General features: G+C 62.6%; 3 protein-coding genes and 10 pseudogenes. 8 read left to right on the top strand and 5 right to left on the bottom strand.

The genetic code is table 11. The annotated features are described in order from the left end of the window. Window positions 1-63: 63 nt before the first annotated feature. A pseudogene (locus ACJH6H_RS29090) lies at window positions 64-407 on the bottom strand (transposase); the annotation flags it as partial. A gap of 516 nt (window positions 408-923) precedes the next feature. Between ACJH6H_RS29090 and ACJH6H_RS29085 the strand changes: the two are divergent. Together ACJH6H_RS29085 and ACJH6H_RS29080 are read left to right on the top strand one after the other, a co-directional pair. Next, a pseudogene (locus ACJH6H_RS29085) lies at window positions 924-1,992 on the top strand (IS3 family transposase). Window positions 1,993-2,024: 32 nt separating this feature from the next. Next, window positions 2,025-2,240: pseudogene (locus ACJH6H_RS29080) on the top strand (IS3 family transposase); the annotation flags it as partial. Between the two features lie 98 nt (window positions 2,241-2,338). On the opposite strand, the pseudogene ACJH6H_RS29075 reads toward ACJH6H_RS29080, so the two are convergent. Continuing rightward, window positions 2,339-3,220 (bottom strand): annotated as a pseudogene (locus ACJH6H_RS29075) (acyl-CoA dehydrogenase family protein); the annotation flags it as partial. On the opposite strand from ACJH6H_RS29075, the pseudogene ACJH6H_RS29070 reads away from it, so the two are divergent. Then, window positions 3,166-3,510, top strand: a pseudogene (locus ACJH6H_RS29070) (Mu transposase domain-containing protein); the annotation flags it as partial. The pseudogenes ACJH6H_RS29075 and ACJH6H_RS29070 sit on opposite strands and share 55 nt — an antisense overlap. After that, window positions 3,510-3,752: pseudogene (locus tag ACJH6H_RS29065) on the top strand (IS21-like element ISAau2 family helper ATPase IstB); the annotation flags it as partial. The pseudogenes ACJH6H_RS29070 and ACJH6H_RS29065, both read left to right, overlap by 1 nt. An 8-nt stretch (window positions 3,753-3,760) precedes the next feature. On the opposite strand, the gene ACJH6H_RS29060 reads toward ACJH6H_RS29065, so the two are convergent. Further along, complete coding sequence (locus ACJH6H_RS29060; RefSeq protein ID WP_318986928.1) at window positions 3,761-5,011, bottom strand: IS30 family transposase; 1,251 nt, start codon at window positions 5,009-5,011, stop codon at window positions 3,761-3,763. Window positions 5,012-5,056: 45 nt separating this feature from the next. Between ACJH6H_RS29060 and istB the strand changes: the two are divergent. Together istB and ACJH6H_RS29050 are read left to right on the top strand one after the other, a co-directional pair. Next, a pseudogene (gene istB, locus ACJH6H_RS29055) lies at window positions 5,057-5,623 on the top strand (IS21-like element helper ATPase IstB); the annotation flags it as partial. Further along, window positions 5,614-5,865: pseudogene (locus ACJH6H_RS29050) on the top strand (IS256 family transposase); the annotation flags it as partial. The pseudogenes istB and ACJH6H_RS29050, both read left to right, overlap by 10 nt. 345 nt (window positions 5,866-6,210) lie before the next feature. On the opposite strand, the gene ACJH6H_RS29045 reads toward ACJH6H_RS29050, so the two are convergent. After that, complete coding sequence (locus ACJH6H_RS29045) at window positions 6,211-7,428, bottom strand: alkane 1-monooxygenase (RefSeq protein WP_406776330.1); 1,218 nt, start codon at window positions 7,426-7,428, stop codon at window positions 6,211-6,213. A gap of 549 nt (window positions 7,429-7,977) precedes the next feature. On the opposite strand from ACJH6H_RS29045, the gene ACJH6H_RS29040 reads away from it, so the two are divergent. Then, window positions 7,978-9,537, top strand: a complete 1,560-nt coding sequence (locus tag ACJH6H_RS29040) for an alpha/beta fold hydrolase (RefSeq protein WP_406776329.1) — start codon at window positions 7,978-7,980, stop codon at window positions 9,535-9,537. Between the two features lie 192 nt (window positions 9,538-9,729). Then, window positions 9,730-10,175, top strand: a pseudogene (locus ACJH6H_RS29035) (recombinase family protein); the annotation flags it as partial. A 54-nt stretch (window positions 10,176-10,229) separates the two neighbouring features. On the opposite strand, the pseudogene ACJH6H_RS29030 reads toward ACJH6H_RS29035, so the two are convergent. Further along, window positions 10,230-11,248, bottom strand: a pseudogene (locus ACJH6H_RS29030) (IS3 family transposase); the annotation flags it as partial.

Below are 11,248 nucleotides of genomic sequence, written 5' to 3'. Positions count from 1 at the left end.
CCACGCCACCGATCACATCGGCAAGATCAATGACGAATGGCCACCCCGTGATAGCCATCCAGAGAGACGGTCAACAGTCAACCGCCGCTGACGCTTACCAACGATCTGCGGCTCGAACGTGCCGTCCCGGTCCCGGGCACCACAATGTCGATCTGGCCGACGGTGTCAGTGAGCACCGTCTTGGTGCGCGTACCGATACGGGAGTTGGCACCGTTTCGGCCAGCCGGGTCGTGCTTGTCATAGCCCAGGTGAACGGCCAGTTCTTCCAGCGCAGTCTCGACCACCGTCTTGGTCAACGCCCGAAGCACCCCGTCGGTGGTACCGGCGAACGACACCCCGCAGGCCTGCAACAGGCGCACCAGCTCCCGCGCGGTCGCCAGCTCATCCGGTGCGGGTGAGCTCGCCATGGACACATCATCGTGAGTATCAGCTGCAGAGGACACAGCCCTCATCGTCTCGGTCACTGTGGACCCTTCCCACCAAGCTCACGCTCGGCGTATTGGGCCATTTACACCGAATCCCGCAAACTCCCCCCAAGTATTCACTTGCGGCGCCGAAGCGGGCCACGACCGAAGCGTGGTGACGGCAGTTGGTAAGCGCGTCTTCACTTCCAGCCGGCGTTCTCTACAGCGATTGTCGCGAGCACGTTCGACGCTCACTCGATCATCGACGAGCGATTCGAGCGCTCTTGTGAGTACAGGGTTCGAAAGTACCAGGTATCTACCGCTCGATACACGAGCAAGCCTAGCGCGATGGTAGTGATAGTTGCGATGAAACGACATCAGGATGGGTAAGTCCCCTGGCATGGTGGGGTTTCGGGACCGGGGGGTGACAGTGCGGGATCCTTGGCCGGGTGTTGGGGTTGACCCCTGATGGTGGACATCTGATCGCGGTACTGCTGGTCCTGCGGGGAGGATGTTCCCGTGTCGGGAAACCGCAAGAAGTACGCCCCGGAGTATCGCGAGCAGGCCGTGCGCCTGGTTGTCGATACCGGTCGGCCCGTTGCGGACGTAGCCGCAGAGATCGGTGTCGGAGATCAATTGCTCGGCCGGTGAGTCGCCACCGCCAGAGCACGTTCGGCATCCGATAATCCCGAGGTGCTCGACGATGATGAACGCAAAGAGTGAGAACGGTTACGCACAGAGAACGCCGAATTGCGTTTGGACCGTGCGTTTTTGATAAGGACGCAGCCTTCTTCGCCTCCGAACAGAACTGGTAGAGATGTACCGGATCATCGAAGCGGAGAAGGCCAACTTCACGATCGTGCGGATGACTGGACTGTTGGAGGTGTCCCGGTCGGGCTTCTACAAGTGGCGCACAGCCCGTGCGGCGGGGCCCACGCCGGCCCAGCAGCGCCGTGAGGCGATCGACGTCAAGGTCAAGGGTTTCCACGACGCCTCCGATCAGGTGTACGGCGCACCGCGCATCCTGGCCGATCTGCGTGAAGACGGGGAGGTGATCTCCCGCAAGACGGTGGCGGCCTCGATGCGCCGCCAACGCCTGGCCGGGATCAGCCCGCGGAAGTTCACCCCGGTGACCACCGTGGTGGACCTCGACGCACACCGCCCCAACGACCTGGTCAACCGTCGATTCGACCGCGGTGAGCTCGACAAGGTCTGGACCTCGGACATCACGTACTTGCCTACCGGTGAGGGCTGGCTGTACCTGTGCGCGGTTCGACGACGGGTGCTCGCGGCGGGTCCTGGGTTGGGCAGTCGAGGACCACATGCGCACCGATCTGGTGGAGTCCGCACCGTCGATGGCAGTGGCGCTGCGTGGGGCCTTGCCCGCACAGGTCATCTTCCACGCTGACCGTGGCACGCAGTACACCCTGGGACAAGATACGCCTGGCCCACCAAGCACGCTGCCAGGCTCGCAGTCGGCGACTGGATCGAACGGATCTACAACCGCCGACGAAGGCACTCCAAGATCGGCATGATCAGCCCAATCGACTTCGAGCACCGCCATCATCAGACGGCACAAGCCGCCTGACCCCGTGTCCACCATCCGGGGGCAACCTCACACTATGCCTGTGCGCAATCAAGGACGTGTTCTCCAACCGGATCATCGGCTACTCGATCGACTCCCGACGCGGTGACGTCGGAGGCTGCATTCTGTATCCCGATCGCGGATCTCAGTTCAGGTCAAGGAAATTCGTTCACAATCTGCATCGACACGTCACGGTCGGATCGATGGACCGCGTCGGGACAGCTGGCGACAACGCGGCCATGGAGAGGTTCTCCACGTCTCATGCAGAAGAAGCGACGGTTGTGACCGCGAAACCGCCCGGTATCAGAGCACTGCGCACGATAACCGCTCACGCACGCAATGCAAACACCTATCCTTCTCGGGCGCCGACCAAGGTGCGGAACGGACCAGAGTCAAGTCGTGGCTCCTTGGGCAAACCGAGCAGCTTCTCCCCAACAATATTTCGCTGCACTTGAGAGCTACCCGCGTAAATCGTTGCGGCCCTTGCGGCGAGCGCAGACTCAACCCACGCGAGCGACGCGTTCGGCGTACCGAGGTCCGCCGTTATCAAGGCTCCATTTGTTCCCGTGCCAGACGGCGTGAGCACGTCCGACCCGAGTATCTCCATTGCAAGTTCGGTTTCACGTTGGAAGAACTCACTCCAGATTATCTTCGTCATCGCCGCCTCGGCTCCGGGATACTCACCCTTCAAGAAGCGCGACAACGCTTGGTAGCCACGACAGCGCATGATCTCGACGCGGCTGCAGGCCCACGCGAGTTGTTCACGGATGTGCGGGTCGCTCGTCTTGCCTCGCTCTCGCGCCAGGTCAATGAGCCGAGTGACGTCGGCTTGAAATCGGATTGCGTCGGTGGTGACGCTGGTTCCGCGCTCGAAACCGAGCAGGGTCATCGCCACCGACCATCCGCCGTTGAGCTCCCCCACAATGTTGCCCGCCGAGGTCCGAGCGTCAGTGAAGAATACTTCATTGAACATCGTCTGACCGACCATGTTCTTGATGGGCCGAACCTCGACGCCCGGCTGATTCATCGGTACGAGGAGGAAGGAGATCCCCCTGTGTTTGGAGGCGTCCACGTCCGTCCGACACAAGACGAAAATCCAGTTTGCGAGATGACCGGCGGAGGTCCAAATCTTCGATCCGTTGATCACCCACTCACCGTCGTCAAGCACCGCCCTGGTCCGCAAACTGGTGTGCCTCGTTGCGCCTGCCGCGCGATCACTATGTGCGTCTGGACGGCAATGATTACTCGGTGCATCCCGGGGCCGTCGGACGGCGGGTGCTGGTGCGGGCGGATCTGGATCGAGTCCACGCGTTCTGCGACGGGGAACTGGTCGCCGAGCATGAACGTATCTGGGCAACGCATCAGACCCTGTCGGACCCGGCGCACGTTGAGGCGGCGAAAGTACTGCGGCGCAGGCGAATAGCAGCCAAACACGCCGTGGCTGAACCGCAAGTCGTGACCCGATCGCTGACCGATTACGACACCGCGTTCGGTGTGGACCTCGATGGCGGGGTGGCCTGATGGCGACCGCGAAAACCAGCCCAGCCGGCCGTGATGTCCGCGCTGAAATCGCCTACCTGACAAGGGCATTGAAGGCACCGACGTTGCGCGATGCCACCGAAAGGCTCGCCGAGCGGGCTCGCGCGGAGAACTGGAGCCACGAAGAATACCTGGCCGCGTGCCTACAACGGGAAGTGTCCGCTCGCGAAGCCCACGGCGGCGAAGGACACATCCGATCGGCCCGGTTTCCGGCACGAAAATCGTGGTGGATTCAAGGTCCTAGTGCAACAGCGGGTGGATCGGACGGGTCGGACAGTAGTTCGTCGAGGCGTTGGGCGGGTGTTTTCCAGTCCAGGGGTTTGCGTGGCCGGTTGTTGAGTTTGGCGGCGACGTGGTCCAGATAGTCCTCAGGAAATATCGATAGATCGCTGCCCTTGGGGAACCACTGGCGCAGAAGACCGTTGGTGTTTTCGTTGGTGCCGCGCTGCCAAGGCGAGTGCGGGTCGCAGAAGTAAATGTCCAGATCGATCGCTTCGGTGATCTGGGCGTGGTTGGCCATCTCCTTGCCCTGATCCCAAGTCAAGGTTTGACGCAGCATCGCCGGCAGCCGGGGCATCTTGGCCACGATGGCGTTCTGTACCGCCTCAGCGGTGTGGTTCTCGGGCAGATGCAGCAGCACCGCGTACCGCGTGGACCGCTCGACCAGCGTCCCGATCGCTGACCCTGATTCGGTGCTGCCCAGGATCAGGTCGCCTTCCCAGTGCCCGGCCACAGCCCGGTCGAGGGCCTCGGCGGGACGCTCACTGATGTTGATAATTCCGGGGATGCGTCCGCGGCGTTCCCCGGCCCGGCGGCGTGGGTGACGCAACGCTCGCCCAGTGCGCAGGCAGGTGTGCAGTTCCCGACGCAGATTGCCTTTGCCCTGCACGTAGATCGACTGGTAGATCGTCTCGTGGGACACCCGCATCTCCAGATCGTCGGGAAACTCAACCACCAGCTGCCGGGCGATCTGCTCGGGGCTGAGGAAATCTTTGAGCCAAGTCTGCACCTGGGTATGCAGACGAGCGCTGGTAGCCAGCTTGCGCGGATGCGGTCGCCGGGCCTTGCGCTGGGCGCGGCCCTGGGCGGCGCTGGGGAAATAGTGCGGGCGTCGCAACGGTCCGCCCCGCCACGGGGCACCGAAACGGAACTGCGGCCGGTACTTGTTGCGGCCATCAGAGCTGTTGCGTTTGATCTCCCGGCTGATCGTCGAGGGCGCCCGTCCTAGTCGCTTGGCGATGCAACGGATCGGTTCCTGCGCCGCGACCGCCAGCCCGATCTGCTCACGCTCGGCGAAAGTCAGCCGGGTGTACTTCCTTGGCGCCGAATCGATCTTGGGTTTCACCCCGCCAGCGTTGACAAACCACTGCCATCCAGTGCCCGGCGACACGCCGGCAGCGACCGCAGCCGCATCGATCGACAGCTCAGAACTGACATGAGACCAGAACAGGCGCACTACCGAAGGCAGAGGGCCAGGACGCATGCAACAACCCCCCAGATAGGAGCTGTTGCACTAGACCCCTGAATCGAAGCGTTGGAAGAGTTCGATTTCGAACACGCACGCGGACTCAAACGCGACACCATCGCTCACCTGGGCACCTTGGACTTCGTGACCGCGCGAGACAACGTCGTGTTCCTGGGCACACCGGGCACCGGCAAAACCCATCTGGCGACCGGACTGGCCATCCGTGCCTGCCAAGCCGGTCATCGGGTCCTGTTCGCCACCGCCGCCGAATGGGTAGCCCGACTGGCCGAAGCCCACCAAAGCGGCCGCATCCAGCACGAACTGACCCGAATGGGCCGCTACCCCCTCATCGTCATCGACGAAGTCGGCTACATCCCATTCGAACCCGAGGCCGCCAACCTGTTCTTCCAGCTGGTGTCCTCGCGCTACGAACGCGCCAGCCTGATCGTCACCTCCAACAAGGCCTTTGGCCGCTGGGGCGAAGTCTTCGGCGACGACGTCGTCGCCGCAGCGATGATCGACCGCCTCGTGCACCACGCCGAAGTCATCACCCTCAAAGGAGACAGCTACCGACTCAAAAACCGCGACCTCGGCCGCCCACCTACCGTGGCCACCACCACCGAGGAATAATCACCACCACCAACCCAGGGGGTCAAATTTCAGATGCCGCCAGGGGGTCAAATTTCAGATGCCGTCGACACCGCGGGCACTTTCCGACTGAGCAGGCCGCGCTCAGGTGACTGTATCTGGTGACGCGTTCCCTGGAACCCACCGGGGTGGGCAGGGCACGATGGATGATGCGGTGGAAGCCAGCGCTCAATGCGTTTGCAATCACGTTCGGCGACCGATTCCCGGCAGCCGAAACCTACTGATGGAAACCGCCGGAAACACCGTTAACGAGATAGTCCCCATTTGGTCGATAAATGTAGATTTCTGCAATTGTCATCCAGAATATTTCGTTTGCTGTACCAGATAATTTTCGGTCCTTATGACTGTGGCACGGCATCGAGAACAACATCAATAGGCATAACTATTGCACTGGTGTGCGTCATCGGGCAATTCGATTGGCCCGCTTCAGGCGAGGGGTGGTTTCGTGTGGATGGTCGATCAGGTATCGCATCCCGTCGACAACCCTAGTTGCGCGCCGCTCAGCGTAGGCATCTCGTATCGAGAGTCATCATCGCCCCGAATCGCTTAAGTTCGAAGGGGTGGACGTTTCACGGTTTCTGTTCGCGCGTGAGGGCACCGCGGTGGCAGAGGGCGTGGTCACGCTGGCCGCAGCGAAGTCGATCCATACACCCCGCCCCGCGCTGCTTAGACCGGCTGTTTCTTGAGTGAACGGTGTAGGCAGCGAGGTGCGGGTAGCGCTTGTGCAGGCGCGGATCGTATCCGGGCAGTATGTTGGCCAGGCTTACATCGCCGGCGTAGTGGGTGAGCACCCGTGGGTCCATCACTCGACGCCACAGTGGCGGGCACATCGCCATCAACAGCATGGTGCCGTAGCCGCTGGGTAGCTGAGGGGCTTCGTCGGCGTGGCACAGGGCCTGGTAGCGGCGCGTCGGGTTGGCATGGTGATCGGAGTGCCGTTGCAGGTGGAACAGGAAGATGTTGGCGATTCTGGTGTTGCTGTTCCAGCTGTGGGTGGCGCGCACGTGTTCGTAGCGGCCGCTGGGTAGTTTCTGGCGGCGCAGGCCGTAGTGCTCCAGATAGTTGATTGTTTCCAGCAAAAAGACGCCGATAGCGGCCTGGCCGATCAGCCAGGGCAGCACGGTGGTCCCGAACCACAGCCCCAGGGCGACATACAGAACGATGCTCATCAGCCAGGCGTTGAGTACCTCGTTGTGCAGTGACCAGGTGGATTTGTGCAGGCGGCGCATCCGCGTACGTTCCAATTGCCATGCCGAGCGCAAGCCACCGATGATCGACCGAGCTATGAAGGCGTACAGGTTTTCGCCCACGCGCGAGCTGGCCGGATCTTCGGGTGTGGCGACCCGCACATGGTGGCCGCGGTTGTGCTCGACGTAGAAGTGGCCGTAGCAGGTTTGGGCGAGTGCGATCTTGCTCAGCCGGCGCTCGGACAGGCCGCGTTTGTGGCCGAGTTCGTGCGCTGCGTTGATGGCGATGCCGCCGACGGTGCCAACCGACGCCGTCAAGCCGATCTTGTCGGCGAGTGTCATGGTGACCCAGCCGCCGCCGGCCCACAGCCAGCACGCGAAGATCACCGACAGATATTGGGCGGGCAGGAGTAGATAGGTGGTCAGCCGGTAGAAGAGAGCACCCTCGATCCGAGATAGTGTGTCGTCGGAGGCCTGATGCGGGTCGGGCCCGACGAGGTGGTCCAAAACGGGCACGATCACAAAGGTCAGAGCTATTCCGGTCCACCAGAACAGGGACAGGCCGGTAAGCTTTACCAGCACCCAGGACAGGCCGACCATGCCCGGGGTTACCGGACCTAACAGCCACAGGTAGCGCTTCGGGTCGCGCCAAGTCCCGAAGGTGTCGCTGGCGTGCGCCGCTCCACGAGTCTGAAGAATTCGCGCTACCACGCCCACAAGCTATTGATACCCGGTTTGCCCAGGGGCCGGTACGTGATGTGTGACACCCTGTACCAGTTAGGGGTGGCCTTTGGCGCAAACCTGCTGTGGGGTGTTCGACTGGGTGAGGATTCGCGATTCAGTCGCGGTTCTGGGGTGCCTTCAGCCGCTTCCCAACCGCGCGAATCCCAGAAACACCGTTTCGCACCTGGATAGGCAGCGGTGCGCTCATAATGAGCCGTCCGCTGTGGTTTCTGGATTCGCTAGTGAAACGAAGGTTCTTCATACCGCGGTGTTGGAAGATCATCCCCGGAAGTTCCGCTGGTCACTGTTGTGCGCATTGGCGATGACTCTGTATGCGGCACTGGCGACGTCTTCGGGGATTGCCTGGGCACATCCCGAAACTCAGGGTCGGGTCATTCGAGCGAAGGACCGACATCGAGAACGCCGGTGCCTCAGGTAGGACCAGCACACCACGGTGAAACCCATCCGGTCACCGCCGCGGCGACCGGAAAGGCTGATCCGCCGCCAGCGACAACATCGACTCCGCACGACGCCGCCGCGGCGACCGCGACGGCGATTCCGAGCCATGTGCTCGCCGCGTCGGTCTCGGCCGTCGCCACCCCAGCGGCCCTCAAGCCTGCGGTCAAGAACGCCGCAAGTACCGCTCAAACTGTCACGACCAAAACCGTGAAGGCTGCCAAAACATCGGCCCTAACCGCCAGCGGCGCGACAACTACCGCGAGTTCGCCCAACGCTCCAGCCACGCCATCGGCACCGACTGCTCTAGACGGCGTAACGCTGGCAGTTCTGGGCGAGGAGCTGCAACGCAAGTCCACCGTAGGGACGCAGTCGTCCCCCGGTTACCTGGTCAACTCGGCGGTCAATACCGTGGCCGCGGCGCTAGTCGGGACCGCCGCCCACCTAAGCTCGGCGCTGGCCCACGATGTCGGTCAGGTCACCCAGTTCACCCGGCAGATGGTCGGGTTGGGGTTCGACCTCGGCACGATGGCGGCGTCACTGGTCAACAACATCGCAGTGCTGGGCGCCTACACGATCGGTCCCGACCTGCTGTGGGGACTGCCATACAAGGCGCTCAACACAGTGGCGACCGTGGCCGGCGACGTCAGTAAAGCGCTCACCGACACACCACTGAATGCCACCAGCAGCGGGCCGTTCGCGGTCGACTACGGCGTATACAACCTGCTGGGCTACCTGACACCGGGGGTGACGCCGCCGGGAGCCAACAATCCATCCATCACCGTCACCGCCGAACATCCGTTGCCGGTCATCTTCATCAACGCCACCGCGGCGAATCAGAACTACGACTGGAGCGTCGGGGCACCCGCACTCGCTGATGCGGGCTACAAGGTCTACACCTTCAACTACGGCAACAACACCAGCAATCCCAACTTTCCGATCCAGTCCACTGCCGACATCAAGCAATCCGCCGAACAGCTCTCCACCGAGGTCAACACGGTGCTTGCACAGACCGGCGCCTCCAAGGTCATCCTGATCGGCCATTCACAAGGCGGCGGAATCCTGCCCGAGTACTACCTCAACAACCTCGGCGGCGCCGCCAAAGTCTCACAGTTCATCGGCATCGCCCCGAGCAACCACGGCACCAATCTGGACGGGCTGACCAGCCTGCTGTCCATCCCTGTTTTAGGCACCTTGTTTAAGGGCCTAGTGGCACAGGGCGGCGCGGCCTGGCTAGAGCAGGCGGTGGGTTCGTCGCTAGTACAAAAAGCCTACAGCAACGGTGACACCCGGCCCGGAGTCATTTACGACACCATCGCCACCACCAATGATTGGGTAGTCACCCCCTACACACAGCAAGCGCTCAGCGGGCCCAACGTCACCAACATCGTTCTACAAAAACAAGATCCGGGATTCGCAGGCGGCCATCTGGACATCGCGATCAGCTACCAAGTATGGCAAGACGTCCTCGGCATGCTCGCCAATAACCCGGCAGCAAGCCCCCAACAGCCCGCAGCGGCCATCGCATGACGACCTACCCCGGGGCACGTGGCCGCCGGGCATCTGAGCACCCCTAGCGGGCCGGTATCTCTTTTCCAGAAACGAGACAGCTCCACGGACCCCCTCCCCCGCTCGTCGATCCAGCTCGCGGCGTCGCATTTCTCGTCTCACACCGCGTGTCTCAAATCCCAGCCGCCGGTGGCTAATGAGATAGCGCTGGGCGTGGCAGCGATCTTGGGGTATGCCCGCGTCGGCACCACCGGTCAGGATCCCGACGCGCAACTGCGTGCGCTTGCCGCTGCCGGCGTTGACGACGAGCAGACCTACACCGACAAACTCTCCGGGGTGGCCAACACCGCCCGCCCCGGCCTGGCGGCTCTCCTGGACAACGCCCCTGACAGCGACACAGTCGTCGTCACGATCGACTGACTTGGCCGCAATGTTGCCGAAGTCACCCGGACTATTGCCAATGCAGTGAGAGCCGAATCCTGTTGCGCGCCAAACGCGAAGGCATCGACACCAACACCCCGACCGGCGGGGCTGTAGCCGCCATCATGGCTAGCCTGGCCGTGCTCGAGCTCGGGAAAGAACGTCGCGACGCGGCACACCAATCTCGCCGGGACCGCAACTTGCCGGCAGGTAAACCTCACAAGCTCAGCGTTGAACGCTAAGAACAACTTGATCGTCTGGCTGAAACGCCCTGGGTCTGCAGGAGGCTCGAGCTATTGGATTCCGACCAGGAGTTGGTCGGTCCGTTGTGCATCGTAGAACGCATCTTCGTATTCGGTGGGTGGGATGTCGCCGAGGTAGCTGTGTAGGCGGCTGCTGTTGTGCCAGTATACCCAGCCCGGGGTCGCCAGCTCGACGTCCTCGACTGCCTTCCACGGCCCGGTGCGGGCGGGTCCGTAGATCAGCTCGGCCTTGTAGTAGCCATTGACCGTCTCGGCCAGAGCATTATCGAAACTATCGCCTACGGTGCCGATCGAGGGCGCCGCTCCGATTTCAGCGAGCCGTTCACTATAGCGAATCGAGGTGAATCCGCCTTGAGACCCGGCATCGGAGTGACATACCAAGTCCGGCAGCATATTTCCGCGTGACCACCGCGCCATCTCCAGTGCGTCGAGCACCATCGAGGTTCGCATGTGCCTAGCGACCCGCCAACCCACGATCATCCGCGAGTACGCATCGACGATGAAGCACACATATATGCGACCCCGGCCCAGGTAGGCACGAACGTCAGATCCGTCACCCAGAGCTGGTTCGGCGCGGTGGCGGTGAACTTGCGCTTGACCAGATCCGGGTGTCGCGCCGCCGTCGGGTCGGGTTTAGTGGTGCGGACCCGTTTGCCGCGCCGCGCTCCGCAGATCCCCGCCGCTCGCATCAACCGGGTGACCTGGTCGCGGCCGATATCGTGACCGTCCCTGCGGGCTGCTTTCCACAGCTTGTGTACGCCGTAGACACAAGTAGTTGTCTGTCCAGAGCTCGCCAGCGCCGGCCCCAGCACGGCATCGCGCTGAGCACGTGCCGACGGGTGCCGACCTTTGGCGTCGTAGTAGGCGCTCGAGGCCACCGTCACGCCTGCGGTGCGCAAGACAGTGATGATGGGCTCGACCCCGAAATCCCCACGATTGGCGTCGATGAAGTCGACTATTTCTTGTGTTGGCGGTCGGTGAAAGTCGGCCCGGGACGCGGTGACAACCGTTGGGGCTGTTCCGTTTTCCCGGGCCGCTTCCCGAACCCG

Source organism: Mycobacterium sp. SMC-21, from assembly GCF_045310825.1.
Taxonomy (GTDB): Bacteria; Actinomycetota; Actinomycetes; order Mycobacteriales; family Mycobacteriaceae; genus Mycobacterium.
The sequence above is the reverse complement of the archived record's forward strand: the minus strand, read 5'-3'. Positions and strand labels throughout refer to the sequence as shown.